Origin of the sequence: Pseudomonas putida (assembly GCA_041879295.1) — a bacterium.
GTDB classification, from domain to species: domain Bacteria; phylum Pseudomonadota; class Gammaproteobacteria; order Pseudomonadales; family Pseudomonadaceae; genus Aquipseudomonas; species Aquipseudomonas putida_Y.
This window is the reverse complement of sequence record CP047152.1, coordinates 4,081,663-4,107,967: the sequence shown is the minus strand read 5'-3', so window position 1 is coordinate 4,107,967 and position 26,305 is coordinate 4,081,663. Positions and strand designations below refer to the sequence as shown.

The window sequence follows — 26,305 nt, the reverse complement described above, 5'->3', positions numbered from 1 at the left end:
ATTCAGGCCATCAGTAATCTGCCGGCGCCTCCAGCAATATCTGACGGAACTCGGACAGCGGCAATGGCCGGCTGTGCAGATAGCCCTGGTACAGATGGCATCCCAGTCGCTCAAGAAACGCCAGCTGTTCGGTCAGCTCTACCCCTTCGGCAATCACCGCCAGGTCCAGACTGCGGGCCATGGCGACAATGGCGCGGACAATTTCTGCGTCGTTGGGGTCGTCCGGTGCATCGCGTACGAAGCTCTGGTCGATTTTCAGCGCATCCACTGGCAGGCGTTTCAGGTAAGTCAGCGAGGAGTAGCCGGTGCCGAAGTCATCCATGGCGAAACTCACCCCGTAGCCCTTCAGCTCGCGCATCTTGCTGATGGTGTCTTCCAGGTTCTGGATGACAATGCCTTCTGTGATTTCCAGCGTCAGCATCTGCCGCGGCAGGCGGTAATCGTCCAGGCTGCGCAGCACCCGCCCGACAAAGTCGTTCTGGCGGAACTGTCGCGGGCTTATGTTCACGCACAGGCTGAAATCATCAGCGTCGATCAACCCGTCGGTGAGCATGCGGGCGCAGGCGTCGCAGGCTTCGTCGAGAATCCAGCTGCCAACTTCAAGGATCAAGCCGCTTTCTTCCAGTACCTGGATGAACTGCGAGGGCGGTTGCTGGCCCAGTTGCGGGTGGTGCCAGCGCAGCAGTACTTCGGCACCGACGATGCGGTTGTCGCGGGCATCCACCTGTGGCTGGAAGTGCAGCGCCAGTTCGCCACGGGCCAAGGCCAGGCGCAGGTCGTTTTCCATGCGCAGGCGCTCACTGGCGGCCTTCTGCATGGTGGTGTGGAACAGCTGGGTGGTGTTGCGGCCGGAGTCCTTGGCCCGGTACAGGGCGATATCGGCACGCTTGAGCAGGTCGGCCGGTGTGGTGCCGTGGTCGGGGATCAGCGCCACGCCGATGCTGGGCGTTACCTGCAGGCGCTGGCCATCCAGTGACATTGGCTCGGCCAGCAGTTCGCGCAGGGTGTCGGCCAGCTCGCGTACTTTCTCTTCCACGTGTTCGCGGCTCCCTTCCAGGCCGCTGAGCAGCACGACGAATTCGTCGCCCCCCAGACGTGCCACGGTGTCCTCCAGGCGCACGCTGGCTTCCAGACGGGCAGTGATGATCTTCAGCACGGTGTCGCCCACCGGGTGGCCCAGCGAGTCGTTGATGTGCTTGAAGTGGTCAAGGTCGAGGAACAGCAGGGCGCCGCGCAGGTTATGGCGCTTGAGCAGGGCGATCTGCTGGCTCAGGCGGTCCATCAGCAAGGCGCGGTTGGGCAGGTTGGTCAGCGGGTCGTGATAGGCCAGGTGGCGTATCTGCGCCTGGGCGTTCTTCAACTGGCTCACGTCACGGGCGGTCAGCAGCAGGCAGTCCACTTCGTTGAGGGTGATCGGTTCCACCGAAACCTCGACCGTGAGGATATCGCCACGCTTGTTGCGCCCGAGCATCTCGCGGTGGTGTACCCGGCCGCGCTCGCGCAGTTCGGCAAGTAATGCACTACGTTGCTTGTCGTCGGCCCAGATGCCGATCTCGTACACCGTGTGGCCGACCACTTCGGCAGTGCTGTAGCCGGTCAGGCGGCAGAAGCCGTCGTTGACTTCCAGGTAGCGGCCGCTGTGGCGTTCGGTGATGGTGATGGCGTCGGGGCTGGAGTGAAAGGCCTTGGCGAACTTCTCCTCGCTGGACTTCAGCGCTGCTTCGGCGCGTTGTTGCTGGGTGATGTCGCGCAGGGTGGTAACGCTGCAGGGCTGGTCGTCGACGGTGATCAGGCGGCTGGAAATCACGCAGGTCAGGGGCGCGCCATTGCGGTGGTTGAGTACCACGGCGACGTTGCTCAAGGCCTGTTCGCGGATCACCTGCTCGATGCGCCGCGCGCGCTCGATGGACTCGGCCCACAGGCCGATCTCCTCTGCGGTACGCCCAAGCACCTGCTCGCTGCTCCAGCCGAAGGTCTGGGTGAACGCCGGATTGATCTCGATGAACTGGCCGGTGTCCTGGCGGGTGACGCAGATCGGGTCGGGGCTGACCTGGAACAGGCTGGCAAACTTCTCTTCCGAGGCGCTCAGGCGCTGTTCGCGTTCCACCTGGTCGGTGATGTCGAGCAAGGTTCCCGCCATGCGCAAGGGGATGCCCTGGTCGTCGCGGTACAGCCGCGCGCGGCTTTCTATGTAGCGTGAAGCGCCGTTTTCCAGCTGCACCCTGTAGGTGATCTGATAGTTGCCGGCAGGCCCTTCGCGCAGGCTACGGTAGGCCTGTCGCATCGAGTTGCGCTCTTGCTCCGGCACACCCTCGAAGAATGCATCGAACGATTCATGAAAGGGGATGGGCGGCAAGCCATGCAACTGCGCGGCGCGGGCCGAGCCGTAGAGCATGCCGCTTGGGATGTGCCAGTCCCAGGTGCCCAGTTGCGCTGAGTCCAGGGCCAGGTCCAGGCGCTCCTGGCTGTCCTTCAGGGCCTGCTCGGCGCGCTTGCGTTCGGTGGTGTCGACGAATGTACTGATCAGGAAGGTCACGCCTTCCAGTTCGATGCCCTGGGTGCACAGGATGCCGTCATGCACCTTGCCGCTGGATGCGCGGAATTGCACCTCCATGATCAGCGGGCCGCCGTTGGCGCGGGTCGAATCGATTATCTGGTGGCGCTGTTCGGGGTTGACCCACAGGCCCAGTTCCAGGCTGGTCTTGCCGATCACCTGGCTGCCGGGCCAGCCGAACATGTCTTCGAAGTGCTGGTTGACCTCGAAGATCATGCCATCGTGGCGGCGGGTCAGCAAAATGGCGTTGGGGCTCAGGTGGAACAGCGTGGCGAAGCGCTTTTCCGAATTGATCAGCGCCGTTTCCCGCTCGCGCTGGCGGGTTATCTCGCGGATCACACCGATCATCTGCGGCCGGCCGTGCAGGTCGTGGGTCAGGCTACCGTTGATCTCCAGCCAGTGCAGGCTGCCATCCGGCCAGCGGATACGGTGGCGCATGGCCTGCTCCACCGGCTCGCCGTTGACCACCGCCTGGAACACCTGGCGCGTACGGGCGCGGTCTTCCTCGGGCAGCAGGTCGAGGTAATCGATGTCGGCAGGCAGTGGCTGCTGTGGGTCGAAACCGAACAGGGCCTGGGTGCCCCGCGACCAACTGACCCTGCCGCTTTCGATATCCCATAGCCAGGCGCCCAGGCGTGCGCCGTTGAGCGCTGCCAGCAGTTGCGGGGCGTTCTGCCAGGCCTGCTCGGACTCTTGGGGATCAGCTGCAGGTATGCGCGGCAGGCGCAAAAAGCGGTTTGCTGATTTGGGCATCGGTACCAGACCTGTGGCGTATGACGTGTCCTTGGAATCGAAATGGCTGGCTGACAGCCGGTCAGGTGGGCTCTGAGTGGCTGTCGAGCAGGGCCATGAATGCCCTGGCCGCATTCGATAGCGTACGCTCCGTGTGCAGAATGTAGCCTAGCTGGCGCGAAAGCTGTATGCCGGGCAAAGCGATGGGTGCAACCTGTTCGTCGAGCATGGTACGTGGCAGCACGCTCCAGGCCAGGCCGATCGACACCATCATCTTGATGGTTTCCAGGTAGTTGGTGCTCATGGCGATGTTCGGCATCAGCCCCTGGCTTTCGAACAGGCGCTGGACAATATGGTGGGTAAAGGTATTGCCGCCGGGGAATACCGCCGGGTGGCGGGCGACGTCAGCCAGGCTGACCGCCTGGTTGCTGGCCAGCGGGTGCTCGGGGGCGGCGACGAAGTCCAGGGCGTCGTCCCACACTGGCACGGCCTTGATCAAGTGGTGTGGCTCGGGCGCCAGGGTGATCACGGCGATTTCGGCTCGGCCATGCAAAATCTCGTCGTAGGCCTGTTCCGAATCCATGAACTGAATATCCAGTGCCACTGCCGGGTACTGGCGGGTGAAAACCCGTAGTAGCGGGGGCAGGCGGTGCAGGCCGATGTGGTGGCTGGTGGCCAGGGTCAGACGACCGCTCACGGCCCCGGTCAGATTGGTCAGCGCCCGTCGGGTATCATCAAGGACGTTGAGGATCTGGTAGGCCCGCGGCAGCAGGGCGCGCCCGGCTTCGGTGAGGGTTACCTCGCGGCCCAGGCGGTCGAACAGGCGCACGTCCAGTTGCTGCTCCAGGCCGGCGATGCGTTTGCTGATGGCCGGCTGGGTCAGGAACAGGCGCTCGGCTGCGCCGGAAAAGCTACCGGTTTCGGCAATGGCGATGAAGGCGCTGAGGTTGGCCAGGTCCATGGTGTGGTATTCCTTTGGGTTATCCAAAGCATAAAAATTATGAATTTGAGTTATTCAATCTAACCCCATAGCATCGTCCGTACAAGCCAAGGGGTCTTTGGCATAGAAAGACGCTGATGAGGAACAGTCTGATGGCTGGCAAAACGCTCTACGACAAACTCTGGGAAGCCCATGAGGTCAAGCGCCGTGATGACGGCTCGTCCTTGATCTACATCGACCGCCACATCATCCACGAAGTGACGTCGCCCCAGGCCTTCGAAGGCCTGCGCCTGGCCAACCGCAAACCGTGGCGTATCGACGCCAACATCGCCACGCCGGACCACAACGTGCCGACCACCCCAGAGCGCAAGGGTGGTATCGAGGCGATCGTCGACCAGGTGTCGCGCCTGCAAGTGAAAACCCTCGACGAGAACTGTGACGAATACGGCATCGTCGAATTCAAGATGAACGACGAGCGCCAGGGCATCGTCCACGTCATCAGTCCGGAGCAGGGCGCCACCTTGCCAGGCATGACCGTGGTCTGCGGCGACTCGCACACTTCCACCCACGGCGCCTTCGGTGCCCTGGCCCACGGCATCGGCACCTCTGAGGTCGAGCACGTGCTCGCCACCCAGTGCCTGGTCGCCAAGAAGATGAAAAACATGCTTGTGCGCGTGGAAGGCCAGTTGCCGGCTGGCGTTACCGCCAAGGATATCGTGCTGGCCGTGATCGGCAAGATCGGCACCGCCGGTGGCAACGGTCACGCCATGGAATTCGCCGGCAGTGCCATTCGCGAATTGTCGATGGAAGGCCGCATGACCATCTGCAACATGTCCATCGAAGCCGGTGCCCGCGTGGGCCTGGTGGCGACCGATGCCACCACCGTTGCCTACGTCGAAGGCCGCCCGTACGCGCCGAAGGGCGAGCAGTGGAAGCAAGCGGTCGAATCGTGGAAAGACCTGGTGTCGGATGACGACGCCGTATTCGACACCGTGGTGGAACTGGATGCCAGCCAGATCAAGCCACAGGTCAGCTGGGGCACTTCGCCCGAAATGGTTCTGGCTGTCGACCAGCGTGTGCCAGACCCGGCAGCCGAAGCCGACCTGGTCAAGCGTGGTTCGATCGAGCGTGCCTTGAAGTACATGGGGCTGACCGCCAACCAGGCGATCACCGATATCAAGCTCGACCGTGTGTTTATCGGCTCGTGCACCAACTCGCGAATCGAGGACCTGCGCGCAGCGGCGGAAATCGCCAAGGGCCGCAAGGTGGCCGCAAGCGTCAAGCAAGCCATCGTGGTACCGGGCTCGGGGCTGGTCAAAGCCCAGGCCGAGCGTGAAGGCCTGGACAAGATCTTCCTCGAAGCCGGTTTTGAATGGCGTGAACCAGGCTGCTCGATGTGCCTGGCGATGAACCCGGACCGCCTGGAAAGCGGCGAGCACTGCGCGTCCACCTCCAACCGCAACTTCGAAGGCCGTCAGGGCGCCGGTGGCCGTACCCACCTGGTCAGTCCGGCCATGGCCGCCGCTGCCGCGGTAGCCGGCCACTTCATTGATGTCCGCGAGTTGATCCAAGGGAGCGCAGCATGAAAGCCTTTACCCAGCACACTGGCCTCGTCGCACCGTTGGACCGTGCCAACGTCGACACCGACCAGATCATCCCCAAACAGTTCTTGAAGTCGATCAAGCGCACCGGCTTTGGCCCGAACCTGTTCGACGAGTGGCGTTACCTGGACGTGGGTCAGCCCTACCAGGACAACAGCAAGCGCCCGGTCAACGAAGAGTTCGTGCTCAACCACGCGCGCTACCAGGGTGCCAGCGTGTTGCTGGCGCGGGAAAACTTTGGTTGTGGCTCCAGCCGTGAGCATGCCCCTTGGGCGCTGGACGAGTACGGCTTCCGCAGCATCATTGCGCCGAGCTTTGCCGACATTTTCTTCAACAACAGCTTCAAGAACGGCTTGCTGCCGATCATTCTGAGCGATGAGGAAGTCGACGAGCTGTTCAAGCAGGTCGAAGCCAACCCGGGCTACCAGCTGACCATCGACCTGCAGGCGCAGGCGGTGACCCGCCCGGATGGCAAGGTGTTGCACTTCGAGATCGATGCGTTCCGCAAGCACTGCCTGCTCAACGGCCTGGACGATATCGGCCTGACCCTGCAGGACAGCGACGCGATCAAGGCCTTCGAAGCCAAGCACCGTGCCAGCCAGCCTTGGCTGTTCCGCGATGCCTGAAGTTCGTAGGTGAAAGTGCCGGCCTCTTCGCGGGTAAACCCGCTCCCACAGGGATATCACCAGCCCTGAGGGCCATGAAGGTCCTGTGGGAGCGGGCGTGCCCGCGAAAGGGCCGGCACAGGCAACAAAACTCTAAAGGAACGAGACATGACCAGCACCCAGCACATCGATGTGGTCCAACGCCAGTTCGGCGAACAGGCCAGCGCCTACCTCAGCAGCGCCGTGCACGCCCAAGGCAGTGAATTCGCCCTGCTGCAGGCTGAGCTGGCAGGGCAGGCCCATGCCCGCGTGCTGGACCTGGGCTGCGGTGCCGGTCATGTCAGCTTCCACGTCGCCCCGCTGGTTAACGAAGTGGTCGCCTACGACCTTTCTCAATCCATGCTCGACGTGGTCGCCAGCGCCGCCGCCGAACGCGGCCTGGGCAATATCATTACTGAACGCGGCGCTGCCGAACGCCTGCCGTTCGCCGATGCATCGTTCGACTTCGTCTTCAGCCGTTATTCGGCCCACCACTGGAGCGACCTGGGCCTGGCCCTGCGCGAAGTGCGCCGGGTCCTCAAGCCAGGGGGTGTGGCGGCGTTCATCGACGTGATGTCGCCGGGCAGCCCGCTGCTCGACACTTACCTGCAAACGGTCGAAGTGCTGCGCGACACCAGCCATGTGCGCGATTATTCCGCCGCCGAGTGGCAGCGGCAGGTCAGCGAGGCCGGCCTGCGCGTGCGCAGCCACACCCGCCAACCGCTGCGCCTGGAGTGGAGCACCTGGGTTGAGCGCATGCGCACCCCCGAGCCGATGCGCGCGGCCATCCGCCAGTTGCAGCAAGCCATGGGCGAAGAAGTACGGCAGTATTACCAGATCGAGGCCGACGGCTCATTCAGCACGGATGTGCTGGTGTTGTGGGCCGAGCGTTAAGCACTTTTCGGTGGGGCCCGCTTGGCCGCACCGCGTGAATGGATAGAGGAAAGCATGAGCAAGCAGATTCTGATTCTCCCAGGTGACGGTATCGGCCCGGAAATCATGGCCGAAGCGGTCAAGGTACTGGAGCTGGCCAACGACAAGTTCCAGCTCGGCTTCAGCCTGGCGCACGACGTGATTGGTGGCGCGGCCATCGACAAGCACGGTGTGCCGCTGGCCGACGAAACCCTGGAGCGTGCGCGCAAGGCCGATGCGGTGCTGCTGGGGGCTGTGGGCGGGCCGAAGTGGGACAAGATCGAGCGAGACATTCGCCCGGAGCGCGGCCTGCTGAAGATCCGTTCGCAACTGGGCCTGTTCGCCAACCTGCGCCCGGCCATTCTTTACCCGCAACTGGCCGACGCCTCGTCGCTGAAGCCGGAAATCGTGTCGGGCCTGGACATTCTCATCGTCCGTGAGCTGACCGGCGGCATCTACTTCGGTGCCCCGCGCGGCCAGCGCGAGCTGGAGGGCGGCGAACGCCAGGCCTACGACACCCTGCCGTACAGCGAAAGCGAAGTGCGCCGCATTGCCCGTGTCGGCTTCGACATGGCCCGCGTGCGCGGCAAGAAACTGTGCTCGGTGGACAAGGCCAACGTTCTGGCCTCCAGCCAGCTGTGGCGTGAAGTGGTCGAAGACGTGGCCAAGGACTACCCGGACGTGGAACTGAGCCACATGTACGTCGACAACGCTGCCATGCAGCTGGTGCGTGCACCCAAGCAGTTCGACGTGATGGTGACCGACAACATGTTCGGTGACATTCTGTCGGATGAAGCTTCCATGTTGACCGGTTCCATCGGCATGCTGCCTTCGGCGTCTCTGGATGCCGACAACAAGGGCATGTACGAGCCGTGCCACGGCTCGGCACCGGACATCGCAGGCCTTGGCATCGCCAACCCATTGGCGACCATCCTGTCGGTCTCGATGATGTTGCGTTACAGCTTCAATCAGTCGGCTGCCGCCGAGGCGATCGAGAAGGCCGTGAGCCTGGTTCTGGACCAGGGTCTGCGCACTGGCGACATCTTCTCGGAAGGCTGCCGCAAAGTTGGTACGCAGGAAATGGGCGACGCAGTAGTCGCAGCGCTGCGGAATCTGTAATCTCTCTGGCCCGCCCCCAAAAATTCCCGGTGGCGGCCCACTTTTAGCAAAGGTGTAGTTGCGATGAAACGTGTAGGTCTGATCGGTTGGCGCGGTATGGTCGGTTCCGTGCTCATGCAGCGGATGCTGGAGGAGCAGGATTTCGACCTTATCGAGCCGGTGTTCTTCACTACCTCCAATGTTGGTGGCCAGGGTCCGAACGTGGGCAAGGATACAGCGCCCCTCAAGGACGCTTATTCGATTGAAGAACTCAAGACCCTCGACGTGATCCTGACCTGCCAGGGCGGCGACTACACCAACGAGGTCTTCCCCAAGCTGCGTGAAGCTGGCTGGCAGGGTTACTGGATCGACGCTGCTTCGTCCCTGCGCATGCAGGATGACGCGGTGATCATCCTTGACCCGGTCAACCGCAAGGTCATCGACCAGCAACTGGACGCCGGCACCAAGAACTACATCGGTGGCAACTGCACCGTCAGCCTGATGCTGATGGGCCTGGGTGGTCTGTTCGAGGCCGGTCTGGTCGAGTGGATGAGCGCCATGACCTACCAGGCGGCTTCGGGTGCCGGTGCGCAGAACATGCGCGAGCTGATCAAGCAGATGGGCGCTACCCACGCGGCAGTGGCCGATGACCTGGCCAACCCGGCCAGCGCCATCCTCGATATCGACCGCAAGGTTGCCGAGACCATGCGCAGTGAAGCGTTCCCGACCGAGAACTTCGGCGTGCCGCTGGCGGGCAGCCTGATCCCGTGGATCGACAAGGAACTGCCGAACGGTCAGAGCCGCGAAGAGTGGAAGGCCCAGGCCGAAACCAACAAGATCCTCGGCCGCTTCAAGAGCCCGATCCCGGTCGACGGCATCTGCGTGCGCATCGGCGCCATGCGCTGCCACAGCCAGGCGCTGACCATCAAGCTGAACAAGGACGTGCCGATCGCCGACATCGAAGGCATGATCAGCCAGCACAACCCTTGGGTGAAGCTGGTGCCGAACCAGCGTGAAATCAGCATGCAGGAGCTGAGCCCGACCAAGGTCACCGGCACCCTGAACATCCCGGTTGGCCGCCTGCGCAAGCTGAACATGGGTTCGCAGTACCTGGGCGCGTTCACCGTGGGTGACCAGCTGCTGTGGGGCGCCGCCGAACCGCTGCGCCGCATGTTGCGGATTCTGCTGGAGCGTTGATCGTTCTGTTTTGACCAAAAACCCGCGCTGGCAACGGCGCGGGTTTTTTGTATCCGGGGGTAAGGTTTGCAGCGCGTGCGAGATCGAGCGCCGCCCGCGCGGCGCATCGCGAGCTGCGCTCGCTCCTACGTTTGTTTCTGGCCAATCATTCCTGTGCCATTTGCGCGCGAACGCCTTGGCGCATGGCGCATTATCACGTCGTGTAAACATTACACGTCGTACAAACAAGGCGGTCGCGCGCGCCTGTAACAGGCGTGACTGGCCCGAAACAAACGTAGGAGCGAGCGCAGCTCGCGATGCGCCGCGCGGGCGGCGCTCGATCTCACAAACACTGCAAATGCCACGTCATCCCCCGTCATCCCCCCGTCATCCCCCCGGCATCCCCCCGGCATCCCCCCGTCATCCCCCATCATCCCCGGCATCCCTCACGCCCCCCCCGCACGCCCCTCATAGCGGACCCTTGCCCGACGAAGATGCGGCCAGCACAGACAAAACCCTACAATCCGAGTAAAGTGCCGCCCCCGCCGTTTTCAGCAAAAGGATCCCTTCCATGACACACCCTTTGGATATCGCCGTCGTCGGCGCCACCGGCAGCGTCGGTGAAGCCTTGGTACAGATCCTCGAAGAGCTGGCATTCCCGGTTGCTACCTTGCATCTGCTGGCCAGCATGGAATCGGCGGGCAGCAGCGTGATGTTCGCTGGCAAGAAACTGAAGGTGCGTGAAGTCGACAGCTTCGACTTCGCCCAGGTCAAGCTGGCCTTCTTCGCCACCGGGGCCGCCGTCAGCCGCAGCTTTGCCGGTAAGGCGCTACAGGCGGGCTGCACGGTGATCGATCTGTCCGGCGGCCTGGACGATGCCCTGGCCCTGGTGCCGGAAGCCAACGCCGAACGCCTGGCCAGCCTGTCGTTGCCAGCGCGCATCGTCAGCCCATGCTCGGCCGCAGTAGCCCTGGCCGTCGCGCTGGCGCCGCTCAAGGGCCTGCTCGACATCGAGCGGGTACAGGTGATGGCCGCGCTGGCGGTATCTGCGCAAGGCCGTGAAGCGGTCAGCGAGCTGGCCCGGCAAACCGCCGAACTGCTCAATGCCCGCCCGCTGGAGCCGCGCTTCTTCGACCGCCAGGTGGCATTCAACCTGCTGGCCCAGGTCGGTGCGGCCGATGAGCAGGGCCATACCGCGCTGGAGCGCCGCCTGGTCAGTGAACTGCGCGTGCTGCTGGGCTTGCCTGATCTGAAGATTTCCGTGAGCTGTGTTCAAGTCCCGGTGTTTTTCGGCGATAGCTTCAGTGTGGCCGTGCAGAGCCGTCGTCCGGTCGATCTGGAAGCGGTCAACCAGGCTCTGGACGCGGCTGACAGCGTGGAACGGGTGGAAAACGATGATTATCCGACCCCGGTAGGTGACGCAGTAGGCCAAGACGTGGTCTATGTTGGACGTGTACGTCACGGTGTTGATGAAGACCAGCAACTCAACCTTTGGCTGACCACCGACAACGTGCGCAAAGGCGCCGCGCTCAATGCCGTGCAAGTGGCGCAATTGTTGATTAAACACATGCCGTAAAAGATACTGGTGAGCACTTTTGTCCTGCTCCGCATGCAGGTTTCGGGACGATTCATACAAGGGAAGAGGTCATGCTTCGAATTCGCAAACTGGTTCTGGCCATGGCTGCAGCATCCGCGCTGTCGTCTGGCATGGCGAATGCGCTGGGCCTGGGGGAGCTGACCCTGAAGTCGGCACAGAATCAGCCGCTGGACGCCGAGATCGAATTGCTCGACGTGCGCGACCTCAAAGCCACCGAAGTGGCGCCGAGCCTGGCGCCACCGGAAGAGTTCAGCAAGGCCGGGGTGGCGTTTCCGACCTACCTCGAAGACCTGACCTTCACTCCGGTGATCAACCCAAACGGCAAAAGTGTGCTGCGCGTGACGTCAAGTCAGCCGCTGCCAGGGCCGGTGGTCAAGTTCCTGGTGCAGGTGATGTGGCCGCAGGGTCGCTTGCTGCGTGACTATAGCGTGCTGCTCGACCAGGCCAAGGCACAGGGCGAGAAACCTGCAGCGGGCAATGTCACACCGGCCATGACCGGTGCCAGCAGCTACACCACCCAGCGTCGCGACACCTTGTGGCAGATTGCCGCGCGTAATACCCAGGGTGGTTCGATCCAGCAAACCATGATTGCTATCCAGGCTTTGAACCCGGACGCCTTCATCGGCAACAACATCAACCAGTTGAAGGTTGGCCAGGTACTGCGCCTGCCCGATCAGCAGCAGATCCAGAGTATCGCCCAGGGCGAGGCGAACCGCGAGGTGGCCGAGCAGTATGCCGCCTGGCGTGAAGGCCGTCGCCTGGGCCCGCGTGCCCGCCAGCTGGATGCCACCCGTCGTGGCGCCGCCGAGGCTGCACCGTCGCGTATCGCCCAGGGCGACAACCTGCGCCTGGTCAGCCCGGGCAATCAGGCCGATGCCGGCCAGGCCAAGGCATTGAGTGACAAACTGGCCATGGCCCAGGAAAGCCTGGACACCAGCCGTCGCGACAACGAAGAACTGAAAAGCCGCATGGCGGACCTGCAGAGCCAGCTGGACAAGCTGCAACGCCTGATCGAGTTGAAGAACAGCCAGCTGGCACGCCTGGAAGGCCAGGGCGCAGCCGCGTCGACAGCGGCTGCCGCTACCCCGGACCAGCCAGCGGTCCAGCCGGCGCCTGCTGCTGCCGATACCGCACCCAAGCCTGTGCCGGCCGCTCAGCCTGTTCCCGCCAGCCAGCCGAAAGGTGCGCTCGACGCGGTCCTGGGCAACCCGTGGCTTTTGGGGATAATTGCCGGTTCCAGCATCCTGGTGCTGGCACTGCTGCTGTGGCTGCTGGCGCGCAAGCGCAAAGCCCAGCAAGAAGCTGAGAAGCACCTGCGCATGGCGCGGGCGCTGGAAGAAGAGCAGGGCACAGGTTTCGACAGCGATACCGAGAGCTTCGACGGCGTCGAAGCCACGGAGCCTGGCGTAACCCTGTCGCCGGCTGTGGTCGCCGCTTCGGCTGCTGCTGCCGTCGCTGCGGAAAAAGTGGCGGAACCGGCCGCCGAGGCAGAGCTCGAGCCTGAACCGCAAGCAGACCCGCACGCCGCACTGCTGGCACAAGTCGACCAATGCCTGTCCGAAGGCCGCCTGAATCGTGCCGCCGACCTGCTGGAGCCCGCCGTGGCCGCCGCACCGGAGCGTGACGACCTGCGTCTTAAACTGATGGACGTGTACGCCCGTCAGGGTGACCAGAGCGCGTTTGCCGAACAGGAGCGCCAGTTGCCGGCCAGCGAGCAGAACGTTGCCGAAGTCGCCGGGCTGAAAGAGCGTTATCCAGCCATGCTTGGCCTGGCTGCTGCCGGCCTGGGTGCGGCGGCGCTGGCTGCCGAAATGGATGAGCAATACGTGCAAGAGTTGTTGCACGATGAGCCCGAGGCGCCGGTGGTTGCTGATGTGGTGCCTGACGAGGTATCTGGGTTCGAACCGCAAGTGGAGGCTGAGCCAGAGGCTGTCGGGCAAGCAGAGCCTGAGGCAGAGCTGGATGCCTTCGATGAAGTGCCAGCGCTCGATGTATCCGGCCTGGATGGGCAGGATCTGGACAGCGCCTTCGACCTGAGCCTGGATGACGAGCTGGCCGATGAAGACCCGCTGGCCGCATCCGTGCTGGATGAGCCGGTGGCGCAGGGGGGCGTACCCGACGAGCTGGTAATCGCTGAACCTGTGCTGGATGAGCCCGTACAGGAAGAAGCTCAGCCAGAAGAACCACCGTTTGCCGTGGATGCCGAGCTGCAAGCCGACGCCGACGCTGATTTCGAAGCCATGCTGGCGCAAGCCGAGCCTCAGCCTGCCGTGGACCTGTCTGATTTCGACCTCGACATCAGTGAGCCTGTGGCTCCAGCCACTCCGGATACGGTGGAGCAAGGTCCGGTCGATGTCGCCGCCGAACTGGCTGCCTTCGACAGCGAGCCTGAGTTTGACCCGGTCTCCGAGTTTGACCTGCCGTCGGACTTCGACTTGTCCCTGTCGCTGGACGACGATTCGCCGGCAGCCAAGAGCTTCGCCTCGGAGCTTGACGACGTCAACGCCGAGCTCGACAAGCTGTCGCAGAGCCTCGAAACGCCTTCGTTGGAGCCGCACTTCACCAGCGAAGACGCGGTTGCGCAGCCAGAGCCCGAGCCATTGGACGACCTGGACTTCGACTTCTTCTCCGGCAGTGACGAAGTCGCCACCAAGCTCGACCTGGCCCGTGCCTACATTGACATGGGCGATAGCCAGGGCGCGCGCGACATCCTTGATGAAGTGGTCAAGGATGGCGACGACAGCCAGCGCCAGGAAGCCGAGGACATGCTCTCCCGGCTGGTTTGATGCAAGCAGGGCAGGCCTCTTCGCGGGCTTGCCCGCTCCTACAGGGGCCCCACGAATTTTCGACCTTGTGAGTGAGCTGTGGGGGCGGGCGCGCCCGCCACGAGGCCCGCAAATGCAGTGCGCATCCACCGGCAGCCCTACAAGGCTGCCGTTGTCGTTATAATCCCCGCCATTCCGTACACCCCACAGGTTTCATGCTCTTGGACATCATCGACACCGCTACCGCCGAATCCGCGGCCGAAGGCTACTCCCGCATCGCCCTGGGCGTGGAATACAAAGGTGCGCGCTACCGCGGCTGGCAGCGCCAGGCCAGCGGCGTGCCGAGTGTCCAGCAAGCCCTGGAGCAAGCGCTGTCCAAGGTCGCCAACGAGCCGATTTCGGTGATTTGCGCCGGGCGTACCGACGCCGGCGTTCACGGCTGCGGGCAGGTCGTGCACTTCGATACCCGTGCCGTGCGTGACGAGCGCGCCTGGACCATGGGCACCAACTTCAACCTGCCGCACGACATCAGCGTGGTCTGGTCGCGGCCAATGCCGGCCGACTTTCATGCCCGCTTCAAGGCCTGCGCCCGGCGCTACCGCTACGTGATCTACAACGACCCGATTCGCCCGGCGCACCTGGCCGAGGAAGTGACCTGGAACCACCGCCCGCTGGACGTCGATCGCATGGCCGAGGCCGCGCAGTTCCTGCTCGGTACCCATGACTTCAGCGCCTTCCGCGCCAGCCAGTGTCAGGCCAAATCACCCATCAAGCACATCTATCACCTGCGTGTTACCCGCCATGGTCAGATGATCGTGCTGGACGTGCGTGCCACCGCCTTCCTGCACCACATGGTGCGTAACATTGCCGGTGTGCTGATGGCCATCGGCGCCGGCGAGCGTCCGGTTTCCTGGGCCCGCGAAGTGCTGGAAGGGCGCAACCGCCGCGAAGGTGGGGTAACGGCCCACCCATACGGGCTTTACCTGGTGCAGGTGGAGTACCCCGAAGCGTTTGCGTTGCCCAAGCGTTACATCGGCCCACACTTTTTGAGTGGTTACGAGGCGTTGGCAGACTGACGGGCGAAAAGCCATTTGCTAACATCCGCCCTTTCGCCGCAACAATCAGGGTTCGTGTTCCATGAGCAATGTTCGCAGCAAGATCTGCGGGATTACCCGCATCGAAGACGCACTGGCCGCTGCCGAAGCGGGTGCCGATGCCATCGGCTTCGTCTTCTATGCCAAGAGCCCGCGGGCAGTGGACGTGCGCCAGGCGCGGGCGATCATCGCCGAGTTGCCGCCATTCGTGACCACGGTCGGGTTGTTCGTCAATGCCTCGCGCTGCGAGCTGAACGAGATCCTCGAAGTGGTTCCGCTGGACCTGCTACAGTTTCACGGCGATGAAACCCCGCAGGACTGTGAAGGTTACCACCGCCCCTGGATCAAGGCCCTGCGTGTGCGCCCCGGCGACGACCTTGAGGCCGCCTGCCGGCTTTACGCGGGTGCCCGCGGCATTTTGCTGGACACCTATGTGCCGGGCGTACCCGGGGGAACCGGTGAGGCGTTCGACTGGTCATTGGTGCCGGCGCGTCTTGGCAAGCCGATCATCCTCGCGGGTGGGCTGTCGGCCGATAACGTTGGCCAGGCCATTGCACAGGTAAAGCCTTACGCGGTGGATGTCAGCGGTGGCGTCGAGCAGGCCAAGGGCATCAAGGATGCGGCGAAGATCGAGGCCTTCATGAAGGCGGTGAAACAGGCTTGATGGCAGATGTGACGGCTGGCTGCGCGCCATCGTCCATAGCTTTCGCAGCCCTGCTGGGCCGCCGCCAGTACCAATGGCGGCAAGAAAATACATTAGCGGTGGAGTGGCGCGCTGGAAGCCCCGGCGGCCGGTCCACCATCGTTTCATAAAAGATTTTGAGCTCAAGGGCAGGGCAGGGACGGTGATGCTGTCCCCCCGCCTGCCAATACTGGAGAAAGAAAGCATGAGCAACTGGTTAGTCGACAAACTGATCCCTTCGATCATGCGTTCCGAGGTGAAGAAGAGCTCGGTGCCCGAGGGCCTGTGGCACAAGTGCCCGTCCTGCGAGGCCGTGCTGTATCGTCCGGAGCTGGAAAAGTCCCTGGATGTCTGCACCAAGTGCAATCACCACATGCGTATCGGCGCACGTGCGCGCATCGACATTTTCCTTGACGCTGAAGGCCGGGCTGAACTGGGCGCTGACCTGGAGCCGGTCGACCGCCTGAAGTTCCGTGATGGCAAGAAGTACAAGGACCGCCTGACCGCTGCGCAGAAGCAGACCGGCGAAAAGGACGCGCTGATCTCCATGAGCGGCACCCTGATGGGCATGCCGATCGTGGTTAGCGCCTTCGAGTTCTCGTTCATGGGCGGCTCCATGGGTGCCATCGTCGGCGAGCGCTTCGTACGCGCGGCCAACTATGCCCTGGAAAACCGCTGCCCAATGGTTTGCTTCTCCGCTTCGGGCGGTGCGCGCATGCAGGAAGCGCTGATCTCGCTGATGCAGATGGCCAAGACCTCGGCCGTGCTGGCGCGCCTGCGTGAAGAAGGCATCCCGTTCATCTCGGTCCTGACCGACCCGGTGTATGGTGGTGTTTCCGCCAGCTTGGCGATGCTAGGTGACGTCATCGTCGGTGAGCCAAAGGCCCTGATCGGCTTCGCCGGCCCACGCGTGATCGAGCAGACCGTACGCGAGAAGCTGCCTGAAGGCTTCCAGCGCAGCGAGTTCCTGCTGGAGCACGGCGCCATCGACCTGATCATCTCCCGTGGCGAATTGCGCCCGCGTCTGGCCCGCCTGCTGGCGCAGATGACCGGTCAGCAAACCCCGGAAGAAGCGCGTGAGGCGGCTGCCGTCGCGTGATGAAACAACGATCCCTGGGCGAATGGCTCGCCTACCTCGAGCAATTGCACCCCTCGGCCATCGACATGGGCCTGGAGCGGTCGCAGAAGGTGCTTGCCCGCTTGTCGCTGGGCAAGCTGGCGCCGCGCGTGGTGACGGTAACCGGCACCAACGGCAAGGGTTCGACCTGTGCCTTCGTGGCTTCGTTGCTGCGTGCCCAGGGGCTCAAGGTCGGTGTATACAGTTCGCCGCACCTGTTGCGTTACAACGAGCGGGTGATGATCGATGGCCAGGAGGCCAGCGATGAGCGCCTGTGCGAAGCCTTCGCCGCCGTCGAGGCGGCACGGGGCGATATTTCCCTGACCTACTTCGAGATGGGTACGTTGGCCGCGTTCTGGTTGTTCTACCAGTCGCAGCTGGATGCCGTGGTGCTCGAGGTGGGCCTTGGTGGCCGCCTGGATACCGTGAACGTAGTGGATGCCGACTTCGCCCTGGTGACCAGCATCGGTGTCGACCATGTTGATTACCTGGGGGATACCCGCGAGCTGGTGGCCTTCGAGAAGGCTGGCATCTTCCGCCCGGGCAAGCCGGCCTTGTGCGGCGACCTGGATCCGCCCAAGCCGTTGCTGGACAAGGCCGCCGAACTGGCTGCGCCACTGTTCCTGCGCGGTCGGGAATTCGACCTGGCCAGCACCGATGGCTGCTGGAGCTGGCGCGGTACTGCGGCTGATGGCGCGCAGGTAGAGCTGCATGACCTGCCTTTGCTTGACCTGCCCATGGAAAACGCCACGCTGGCCCTGCAGGCTTACCTGCTGATGGGGCTGCCGTGGGATCCGGCGCAGGTTCGCCAGGCGCTGCTGGATACCCGTATCACTGGGCGTCTCGACCTCCGTAATTTGAACTGGCAGGGCAAGCCGGTAGCGTTGCTGCTGGATGTCGGGCATAACCCGCATGCGGCGCAGTACCTGGCCAGGCGCCTGGCGGCCCGGCCGCTGAAGGGGCGTCGCCTCGCGGTATTTGGCCTGCTCGCCGACAAGGATCTGGAGGGCGTTATCGCGCCGCTGCAGGGCCTCATCGACGACTGGGCGGTGGCGCCGCTGGATACCCCGCGCAGTCGCCCGGCCGCAGAGCTGGTCACGTCCTTGGCGAACCTCGGTGCCGCGGTGAAGTCTTATGCCAGCGTCGACGCAGCCCTTGAAGGGCAATGTGCGCAGGCGACGGCGGATGATCAGATCCTGCTGTTCGGTTCGTTTTTCTGTGTCGCCCAGGCGCTGGAATGGCTGGAGCGGCACGCCCAGGAGGGTGGAATAGATGGCTGTGCTGGATAAAGGGATGAAACAGCGCATGGTGGGTGCGCTGGTGCTGGTGGCGCTGGCGGTTATCTTCCTGCCGATGCTGTTTACCCGCGAGGACGAGATGCGCCAGGTGCACGTCGAAGCCCCGCAGGCACCGGCCATGCCCAGCCTGCCGGAAGTGAAGGTGGAGCCGGTTGCCGTACCGGAGCCGCAGGTTATTCCGGAGGCGCCGCAGCAGGCGCCCGTGGTGATCGACGAGTCGACTGCCCCGGCCAGTACACCGAGCCAGCCAATTACCCCGTCGCCGCAGACCCAGGCGCAGGTTCAGCCGCCCAAGCCGCAGGCGCCCGCGCCCGCGCCCAAGGTAGAGGCCAAAGCTGCTGCAACACCAGCGCCTGCCGCACCATCGAAGATCGACGTCAATGGCCTGCCAGTCAGTTGGTCGATCCAGCTGGCCAGTCTGTCCAACCGCGCCGGTGCCGAAAAGCTGCAGCAAACCTTGCGTAGCCAAGGTTATAACGCCTATATCCGTACAGCGGGTGGCATGAACCGTGTGTACGTGGGGCCGTTGATCGAGCGCGCCGAGGCCGAGCGCGTGCGCGACGCGGTCAACCGTCAGAACAGCCTCAAGGGCTTTGTGGTGCGCTTCCAGCCCGAGCGCAGCTGATTCCCCGGGGCGGCGATGCCGCCCATTTGCGAGTGGGCCCGCTCTTTCAGGTACCGCGTCGCTGCAAGGCGCACACAGAACCTGTGGGAGCGGTCTTGGCTGCGAATCGCCCAACACCAATCCAGCTGACATTCCGCTTACTCCCGGCCCGCCGCTCTGGTAAAATGCGCCGCCTCAAACGTCTGCAGGCAGCACCGTGGCATTTACCTTGGTTGATTGGGCGATCATCGCGATCATCGCCGTCTCCACATTGATCAGTCTCAAGCGCGGCTTCGTCAAGGAGGCCTTGTCCTTGCTCATCTGGATCATTGCCGGTGCGGTTGCCTGGATGTTCGGCGGTTCGCTCTCGGTGTATCTTGAGAGCTATATCCAGACGCCATCGATGCGCGTCATCGCTGGCTGCGCCATTCTTTTCGTCGCCACCTTGCTGGTGGGGGCCATGGTCAACTTCCTTGTCGGTGAGCTGATCCGCGTGACCGGGCTGTCCGGCACCGATCGTTTCCTGGGCATGGCCTTCGGCGCAGCGCGCGGGGCCTTGCTGGTAGTGGTGGCCATAGGCCTGATCAGCCTGGGGCCGGTTCAACAAGATACCTGGTGGCAGGAATCACGCCTGATACCACAGTTTCTCTTGGTCGCCGACTGGTCGAAAAACCTGATTCTGGGTTTCACCGACCAATGGACGCCCAGTGGCCTGATCAGCACTCCGGCTGATCTTCCGTTCAAGGAACAGTTGCTCGGGCCGTCCAAGCCCTGAGCACTATTCACTCAAGTTTCATCAAAGTAGGGGTTGCGTCGCATGTGTGGCATCGTCGGTATCGTCGGTAAGTCGAACGTCAATCAGGCGCTGTATGACGCGCTTACGGTCCTCCAGCACCGCGGCCAGGACGCTGCCGGTATCGTGACCAGCCATGACGGCCGGTTGTTCCTGCGCAAGGATAATGGCCTGGTGCGCGACGTGTTCCAGCAGCGCCACATGCAGCGCCTGGTAGGCAACATCGGCATTGGCCACGTGCGCTACCCGACTGCGGGCAGCTCGACCTCGGCCGAGGCCCAGCCGTTCTACGTCAACTCGCCTTACGGCATCACCCTGGCTCACAACGGCAACCTGACCAACGTCGAGCAGTTGGCCAAGGAGATCTACGAGTCCGACCTGCGTCACGTCAACACCAACTCCGACTCGGAAGTGCTGCTGAACGTGTTCGCCCATGAGCTGGCGGTGCGCGGCAAGCTGCAGCCGACCGAAGAAGACGTGTTCGCTGCGGTCTCCCATGTGCACAGCCGCTGCGTTGGCGGTTACGCCGTGGTGGCCATGATCACCGGCTACGGCATCGTCGGTTTCCGCGACCCCCATGGCATTCGCCCGGTGGTGTTCGGCCAGCGTCACACCGACGAAGGCGTGGAATACATGATCGCCTCGGAAAGCGTTGCCCTGGACGTGCTCGGCTTCACCCTGATCCGCGACCTGGCACCGGGCGAAGCGGTGTACATCACCGAAGAAGGCCAGCTGTTCACCAAGCAGTGCGCCGAAGCGCCAAAGTTGCAGCCGTGCATCTTCGAGCACGTCTACCTGGCTCGCCCGGACTCGATCATCGATGGGGTCTCGGTGTACAAGGCGCGTCTGCGCATGGGTGAAAAGCTGGCCGACAAGATCATGCGCGAGCGCCCCGATCATGATATCGACGTGGTCATCCCGATCCCGGATACCAGCCGTACTGCCGCGCTGGAACTGGCCAACCGGCTGGGCGTCAAGTTCCGCGAAGGTTTCGTCAAGAACCGTTACATCGGCCGTACCTTCATCATGCCCGGCCAGGCTGCGCGCAAGAAGTCGGTGCGTCAGAAGCTCAACGCTATCGAGCTGGAGTTCCGCGGTAAGAATGTGATGCTGGTGGACGACTCGATCGTGCGCGGCACCACCTGCAAGCAGATCATCCAGATGGCCCGCGAAGCCGGCGCCAAGAATGTCTACTTCTGCTCCGCGGCTCCTGCAGTACGCTACCCCAACGTCTACGGCATCGACATGCCGAGTGTTCACGAACTGATCGCCCACAACCGCACCACCGAACAGGTGGGTGAGTTGATCGGCGCCGATTGGCTGGTCTATCAGGACCTGCCAGACCTGATCGACTCGGTCGGCGGCGGCAAGATCAAGATCGAGCAGTTCGATTGCGCGGTGTTCAACGGTGAGTACGTCACTGGCGATATCGACGAAGCCTACCTCGACCGCATCGAGCAGGCCCGTAACGACTTGGCCAAGGTCAAGAACCAGGCCGTCAGCGCGATCATCGACCTTTACAACAACTGATTTTGGGAGCGACGGCATGACGGATCAATGGGATGCCGGGCGACTGGACAGTGACCTCGAGGGTGTCGGTTTCGACACCCTGGCGGTGCGCGCTGGTCAGAACCGTACCCCGGAAGGCGAGCACAGCGAAGCGCTGTTCCTGACCTCCAGCTATGTGTTCCGCACGGCAGCCGATGCTGCTGCGCGTTTTGCCGGTGAAACACCGGGCAACGTCTACTCGCGCTACACCAACCCGTCGGTGCGTGCCTTCGAGGAGCGCCTGGCGGCCATGGAAGGGGCCGAGCAGGCCGTGGGTACGTCCACCGGCATGGCGGCGCTCCTGGCCGTGGTCATGTCGCTGTGCAGCGCCGGTGACCATGTGCTGGTGTCGCAGAGCGTATTCGGCTCCACCATCAGCCTGTTCGAGAAGTACTTCAAACGCTTTGGCGTACAAGTGGACTACGTGCCACTGGTCGACCTCACCGGCTGGGAAAAGGCCATCAAGGCCAACACCAAACTGCTGATCGTCGAATCGCCCTCCAATCCGCTGGCCGAGTTGGTCGATATCACTGCGCTCAGCGAAATCGCCCATGCACATGGTGCCATGCTGGTGGTGGACAACTGTTTCAGTACCCCGGCGTTGCAGCAGCCGCTGAAGCTGGGTGCCGACATTGTGTTCCACTCGGCCACCAAGTTCATCGACGGCCAGGGCCGCTGCATGGGCGGTGTGGTTGCCGGCCGTACCGAGCAAATGAAGGAAGTGGTCGGTTTCCTGCGTACCGCAGGTCCAACCCTCAGCCCGTTCAACGCCTGGATCTTCACCAAGGGCTTGGAAACGCTGCGCCTGCGTATGCGTGCACACTGCGAAAGCGCTCAGGCCCTGGCCGAATGGCTGGAGCAGCAGGACGGCGTGGAGAAGGTGCATTACGCCGGCCTGCCCAGCCACCCGCAGCACGAACTGGCCAAGCGCCAGATGAGCGGTTTTGGTGCAGTGGTCAGCTTTGAGGTCAAGGGTGGCAAAGAGGGCGCGTGGCGTTTCATCGACGCTACCCGAGTGATTTCCATCACGACCAATCTGGGTGACAGCAAAACCACCATCGCTCATCCGGCGACCACCTCACACGGTCGTCTGTCGCCGCAGGAGCGTGAAGCGGCGGGTATCCGCGACAGCCTGATCCGCGTTGCCGTGGGCCTGGAAGACGTGGCCGACCTGCAGGCTGACCTGGCGCGCGGGCTGGCAGCATTGTGATCGAAATCAGCGGCAGCACCCCGGGCCACAATGGCCGGGTAGCCTTGGTCACAGGTGCCGCCCGCGGCATCGGTCTGGGCATTGCCGCATGGCTGATCTGCGAAGGCTGGCAAGTGGTGCTGAGTGATCTGGACCGCCAGCGTGGTACCAAGGTTGCCAAGGCGTTGGGCGACAACGCCTGGTTCATCACCATGGACGTTGCCGACGAGGCCCAGGTCAGTGCCGGAGTGTCCGAAGTGCTCGGGCAGTTCGGCCGGCTGGACGCGCTGGTGTGCAATGCGGCCATTGCCAACCCGCACAACCAGACGCTGGAAAGCCTGAGCCTGGCCCAGTGGAATCGGGTGCTGGCGGTCAACCTCAGCGGCCCCATGCTGCTGGCCAAGCATTGTGCGCCGTACCTGCGTGCGCACAATGGGGCGATCGTCAACCTGACCTCTACCCGTGCTCGGCAGTCCGAACCGGACACCGAGGCTTATGCGGCAAGCAAGGGCGGCCTGGTGGCTTTGACCCATGCCCTGGCCATGAGCCTGGGCCCGGAGATTCGTGTCAATGCGGTGAGCCCGGGCTGGATCGATGCCCGTGATCCGTCGCAGCGCCGTGCCGAGCCGTTGAGTGAAGCTGACCATGCCCAGCACCCAACGGGCAGGGTGGGGACCGTGGAAGATGTAGCGGCCATGGTTGCCTGGTTGCTGTCACGCCAGGCGGCATTTGTCACCGGCCAGGAGTTTGTGGTCGATGGCGGCATGACCCGCAAGATGATCTATAGCTGAGTACCTTGTTTAATCTGCGTCTGTCTCTTCGCGGGTAAACCCGCTCCTACAGTCGGACATTAACCGTCGTAGGGGCGGGTTTACCCGCGAAGAGGTCGGCACAGGCAATCACATCACGTTGCCTTTTTGAAAAAAATTCAATGGGGCTATTGACTTAGCTTCGCCACCTGCGTAAATTTCGCGGCCTCAGCGAAGCAAACGCAACAAGCAACATCGCGAGGGTGATTAGCTCAGCCGGGAGAGCATCTGCCTTACAAGCAGAGGGTCGGCGGTTCGATCCCGTCATCACCCACCACTTCCTGAGATGTTCCTGGAACATCGGATTCGCAAGAAGCCGATAGCCAGAGAGGAACGCACTGCGCAGCGGTAGTTCAGTCGGTTAGAATACCGGCCTGTCACGCCGGGGGTCGCGGGTTCGAGTCCCGTCCGCTGCGCCATTTTTCAGTAACAGATGGGTGCCTTGCACCGGTCTGAGGCCACAAGGCAAACGCCTTGGGCTGATCCCAGTTTCAATCGGGCGCAAGCCTGAACGATACGCAGCGGTAGTTCAGTCGGTTAGAATACCGGCCTGTCACGCCGGGGGTCGCGGGTTCGAGTCCCGTCCGCTGCGCCATCTTCGTTTCAAGGTCCCTAGAACGCCTTGAAGCAAACACAAGAGAAGCGATCACGTTATCGCTTTTTTTGTGCCTGCCCTGAGGCCATTGCGCCGGAAAGGGTAGACCCAGTTTTCAATCGGGCGAAAGCCTGAATGATACGCAGCGGTAGTTCAGTCGGTTAGAATACCGGCCTGTCACGCCGGGGGTCGCGGGTTCGAGTCCCGTCCGCTGCGCCATCTTCGCTTCAAGGCCCCATGAACGCCTTGAAGCAGCGTTAAAGCGACCTTCGGGTCGCTTTTTTCGTTGGTGCTGGCAAATGCCGGCCTTTACCCGGTTCTACACCAAGCTTACAGATTCTTCACCGACCAGTGGTTCCTGTGCCTGCCTGCTGTGTTGCACAATAGGCACTTCCCTCACATACCCGGAATTCGCAATGACCAGATCTTCCGTCTTTGGTGCGCTCGGGCTGGCCCTGGTGCTGGCGGGCGTGACCGGTTGTTCCTCGAAAAAAGCGGCCGTCTATGAGCACGAGAACTTCGATGACTCGGGCACCTTCTCGCGCAGCTTTCCGGTGAGCGATGCCGGCTCTTGCGAGGCCGCCCGGCGTGCTTTGCTCAGCCAGGGATACATCATCACCAGCAGCGGCGCCAACCAGGTGGTAGGTAACAAGAGCTTTCAGCAAAACAGCGAGAACCACCTGCAGATCAGCTTCAATGTCACCTGTGCACCGGACGTGAGCGACGACCAGCACTCGACCATGTTCGCCAACGCCCTGCAGGACCGCTATGCGCTGAAAAAGTCCAACACCTCCGCCAGCCTGGGCGTGGGAGTGCTGGGTTCGGTGTCGATGCCGATCGGCTCCAGTGACGACTCGATGGTCAAGGTAGCTAGCGAGACGGTGACCGCGGCGCAGTTCTATGACCGCTATTTTGCCTTGGTGGAGAGTTACCTGCCCAAGCCGAAGAAGGTCGAAAAGGCCAAGGTCGAGGCGCCCAAGGTGGAAAAGCCGGCGGTGGACCTGGGGCTGCCGGAGCAGGCTGCGGCGAACCCGGTGGCGCCGGCTCCTGCGCCTGTGGCTGAGACTGCGCCAGCGGCCGTTGCCCCGACCACTGAGGCAGTGGTGGCTCCGGTGGTGGATGACAGCCAGGGTTCACAACCGGTGGCTCCACCGGTGGAGGCTGCGCCGATTCAGGTGCAGCAGGATGCCCAGTCGGCGGAGGTCGCAGCCCCCTCCCTTTGATTGGTCGCCTGAACCGGCCCTTTTGCCGGCAGCCCGCGAAAGGGCCGGTTCAGGCTGTAAACATTCTCTGTTACAGACGCCCCGCGATAACCTCCTGAACACCTGCTACGTTTACCTCTCATAAGCTTGTCATCATCCCTTCATCCCACCTGCTTAGGCTGAAGGCGATACCTACAAAGGCATAATGAGCAAAGAGGACGCAGGGCAATGGATGAATACCAGGAAGAACTACTCGAAACCCAGGCTTACGAACTGGACACCCCGGAACCGGCCGACGACGCCACCGAACTCTAGCCCGGCTGCCGCTGGCTGCGGCGGAACTCCCCCGGCGTGAGGCCCGTCCAGCGCTTGAATGCGCGCTGGAAGGCCTCGGCCGAAGCAAACCCCAACAGATAGGCAATCTCGCCAAAGGCCAGCGCCGTGTCACGGATGTAGGTCTCGGCCAGGTCGCGCCGGGTTTCGTTGAGCAGGTCGCGAAAGCGCGTGCCTTCCTCGGCGAGCTTGCGGCGCAAGGTCCAGCTTGGCAGCTGCAAGTGCAGCGCCACTTCCTCCAGGTCCGGTTCACGGCCGCCATTGAGCAGCGGGCCCAGCAGGTGAGTAATGCGCTCACCCAGGCTGCGCACCCGCGTGCGCTGCAGCAACTCTGCTTCGCACAGCTGCAACAGGTGCTGCCAGGTACTCGGGCAATGCCCGGGGTTGGCCAGTTGCAAGGTGGCGCGGCTCAGGCGCAGCTGATTGCCGTCCGCGGCGAACTGCACAGGTGTGCTGCAGAGTGGTTGATAGCGCGCGGCATAGGAGGGCGCGGCAAACTCGATGTCCAGGCGTTCGGCCTGCACCGGGGTGCCGGCAAGGTCGGCCAATTGGGCCAGCCACCCGGCCAGCAGTGAGTCGACCACAAAGCGGTTGTAGTCGTTATATGGGCTGATGGAGTAGAAACGCAGCCAGGCGCCCTGGTCATCTTCCTGAAAGCTGGAATGGCCACGGTAGTTGGCCGCGTAAAGCGGCTCGAAACGCAGCAGGGTGCGCGCGGCCTCGCCGAGAGTGGGGGCCTGGGCCGCAGTGACCCCGGCCAGACCTGTATGTGCCAACCGGCTCAGGCGCCCTATGCGCAGACCTAAAGCGGCCTCACCGCTCATTTCGATAGCGGCGTGGCCCAGGTGCATGTAGCGGGGGATGGACAGGCGTGCGCCGGCCTCGCTCAGGCGTGTAGCATCCAGGCCGTAGCGGCGCAGCAAAGGTTCAGGGTCGTGGCCCAGTTCGCGCAGGGCTTCGCTCAAAGGCTGGACAAAACCAACCGACAGCTCGCCCAGGCGCACGCGGGGGCGGGCCATGGG

20 protein-coding genes and 4 tRNA genes are annotated in these 26,305 nt (G+C 63.1%); 21 read left to right on the top strand and 3 right to left on the bottom strand.

What is annotated here, in order from left to right:
- Positions 1-10: 10 nt before the first annotated feature.
- Both GST84_18815 and GST84_18810 read right to left on the bottom strand, forming a co-directional pair.
- The gene (locus GST84_18815; GenBank protein ID XGB14271.1) at positions 11-3,307 is read right to left on the bottom strand and encodes a PAS domain S-box protein; all 3,297 of its coding nucleotides are present in this window, start codon (positions 3,305-3,307) and stop codon (positions 11-13) included.
- A gap of 61 nt (positions 3,308-3,368) precedes the next feature.
- Entirely contained in the window at positions 3,369-4,247 is an 879-nt protein-coding gene (locus GST84_18810) for a LysR family transcriptional regulator (GenBank protein ID XGB14270.1), read from the bottom strand.
- 131 nt (positions 4,248-4,378) lie between these two features.
- On the opposite strand from GST84_18810, the gene leuC reads away from it, so the two are divergent.
- The 21 genes from leuC (at position 4,379) to GST84_18705 (ending at position 24,971) form a co-directional block, all read left to right on the top strand.
- Positions 4,379-5,812, top strand: a complete 1,434-nt coding sequence (gene leuC / locus GST84_18805; protein XGB14269.1) for a 3-isopropylmalate dehydratase large subunit — start codon at positions 4,379-4,381, stop codon at positions 5,810-5,812.
- A complete protein-coding gene (gene leuD / locus GST84_18800) occupies positions 5,809-6,453 on the top strand; it encodes a 3-isopropylmalate dehydratase small subunit (protein ID XGB14268.1) in 645 nt (214 codons plus the stop codon). The genes leuC and leuD overlap by 4 nt, the downstream gene beginning before the upstream one ends.
- 147 nt (positions 6,454-6,600) lie before the next feature.
- A complete protein-coding gene (locus GST84_18795; protein ID XGB14267.1) occupies positions 6,601-7,365 on the top strand; it encodes a methyltransferase domain-containing protein in 765 nt (254 codons plus the stop codon).
- A 54-nt stretch (positions 7,366-7,419) separates the two neighbouring features.
- Positions 7,420-8,502, top strand: coding sequence for a 3-isopropylmalate dehydrogenase (gene leuB, locus GST84_18790; protein ID XGB14266.1), 1,083 nt, complete (start codon positions 7,420-7,422; stop codon positions 8,500-8,502).
- A 63-nt stretch (positions 8,503-8,565) separates the two neighbouring features.
- Positions 8,566-9,678, top strand: coding sequence for an aspartate-semialdehyde dehydrogenase (gene asd / locus GST84_18785; protein XGB14265.1), 1,113 nt, complete (start codon positions 8,566-8,568; stop codon positions 9,676-9,678).
- Positions 9,679-10,228: 550 nt separating this feature from the next.
- Positions 10,229-11,233, top strand: coding sequence for an aspartate-semialdehyde dehydrogenase (locus GST84_18780; GenBank protein XGB14264.1), 1,005 nt, complete (start codon positions 10,229-10,231; stop codon positions 11,231-11,233).
- 71 nt (positions 11,234-11,304) lie between these two features.
- Entirely contained in the window at positions 11,305-14,040 is a 2,736-nt protein-coding gene (locus GST84_18775) for a LysM peptidoglycan-binding domain-containing protein (protein ID XGB14263.1), read from the top strand.
- A 194-nt stretch (positions 14,041-14,234) separates the two neighbouring features.
- The gene (truA, locus tag GST84_18770) at positions 14,235-15,095 is read left to right on the top strand and encodes a tRNA pseudouridine(38-40) synthase TruA (protein ID XGB14262.1); all 861 of its coding nucleotides are present in this window, start codon (positions 14,235-14,237) and stop codon (positions 15,093-15,095) included.
- Between the two features lie 61 nt (positions 15,096-15,156).
- Positions 15,157-15,777 carry a phosphoribosylanthranilate isomerase gene (locus tag GST84_18765; protein ID XGB14261.1) on the top strand — a complete coding sequence of 207 codons (621 nt, stop codon included), beginning with the start codon at positions 15,157-15,159 and terminating at the stop codon, positions 15,775-15,777.
- 223 nt (positions 15,778-16,000) lie between these two features.
- Positions 16,001-16,894: an acetyl-CoA carboxylase carboxyltransferase subunit beta gene (locus GST84_18760; GenBank protein XGB14260.1), complete on the top strand. Its 894-nt coding sequence runs from the start codon at positions 16,001-16,003 to the stop codon at positions 16,892-16,894.
- On the top strand, positions 16,894-18,201 hold the full coding sequence (gene folC / locus GST84_18755) for a bifunctional tetrahydrofolate synthase/dihydrofolate synthase (GenBank protein XGB14259.1): 1,308 nt from the start codon (positions 16,894-16,896) through the stop codon (positions 18,199-18,201). The genes GST84_18760 and folC overlap by 1 nt, the downstream gene beginning before the upstream one ends.
- Positions 18,185-18,835, top strand: coding sequence for an SPOR domain-containing protein (locus tag GST84_18750; protein XGB14258.1), 651 nt, complete (start codon positions 18,185-18,187; stop codon positions 18,833-18,835). The genes folC and GST84_18750 overlap by 17 nt, the downstream gene beginning before the upstream one ends.
- A 196-nt stretch (positions 18,836-19,031) precedes the next feature.
- Positions 19,032-19,589, top strand: coding sequence for a CvpA family protein (locus GST84_18745; protein ID XGB14257.1), 558 nt, complete (start codon positions 19,032-19,034; stop codon positions 19,587-19,589).
- 42 nt (positions 19,590-19,631) lie between these two features.
- Positions 19,632-21,137 (top strand): amidophosphoribosyltransferase, encoded by a 1,506-nt coding sequence (gene purF / locus GST84_18740; GenBank protein XGB14256.1) that lies wholly within the window; start codon positions 19,632-19,634, stop codon positions 21,135-21,137.
- Positions 21,138-21,153: 16 nt separating this feature from the next.
- Positions 21,154-22,365: an O-succinylhomoserine sulfhydrylase gene (locus GST84_18735; protein XGB14255.1), complete on the top strand. Its 1,212-nt coding sequence runs from the start codon at positions 21,154-21,156 to the stop codon at positions 22,363-22,365.
- Positions 22,362-23,135, top strand: a complete 774-nt coding sequence (locus GST84_18730; protein XGB14254.1) for an SDR family oxidoreductase — start codon at positions 22,362-22,364, stop codon at positions 23,133-23,135. The genes GST84_18735 and GST84_18730 overlap by 4 nt, the downstream gene beginning before the upstream one ends.
- Before the next feature lie 219 nt (positions 23,136-23,354).
- Positions 23,355-23,430 (top strand) — tRNA-Val (locus GST84_18725).
- 65 nt (positions 23,431-23,495) lie between these two features.
- Positions 23,496-23,572: transfer RNA gene (locus GST84_18720), tRNA-Asp, on the top strand.
- Positions 23,573-23,671: 99 nt separating this feature from the next.
- Positions 23,672-23,748: transfer RNA gene (locus GST84_18715), tRNA-Asp, on the top strand.
- A gap of 142 nt (positions 23,749-23,890) precedes the next feature.
- Positions 23,891-23,967 (top strand) — tRNA-Asp (locus GST84_18710).
- A 197-nt stretch (positions 23,968-24,164) separates the two neighbouring features.
- Entirely contained in the window at positions 24,165-24,971 is an 807-nt protein-coding gene (locus GST84_18705) for a DUF2242 domain-containing protein (GenBank protein XGB14253.1), read from the top strand.
- Between the two features lie 290 nt (positions 24,972-25,261).
- On the opposite strand, the gene GST84_18700 is transcribed toward GST84_18705, so the two are convergent.
- Positions 25,262-26,302 carry a helix-turn-helix domain-containing protein gene (locus GST84_18700; GenBank protein ID XGB14252.1) on the bottom strand — a complete coding sequence of 347 codons (1,041 nt, stop codon included), beginning with the start codon at positions 26,300-26,302 and terminating at the stop codon, positions 25,262-25,264.
- Positions 26,303-26,305: the final 3 nt, after the last annotated feature.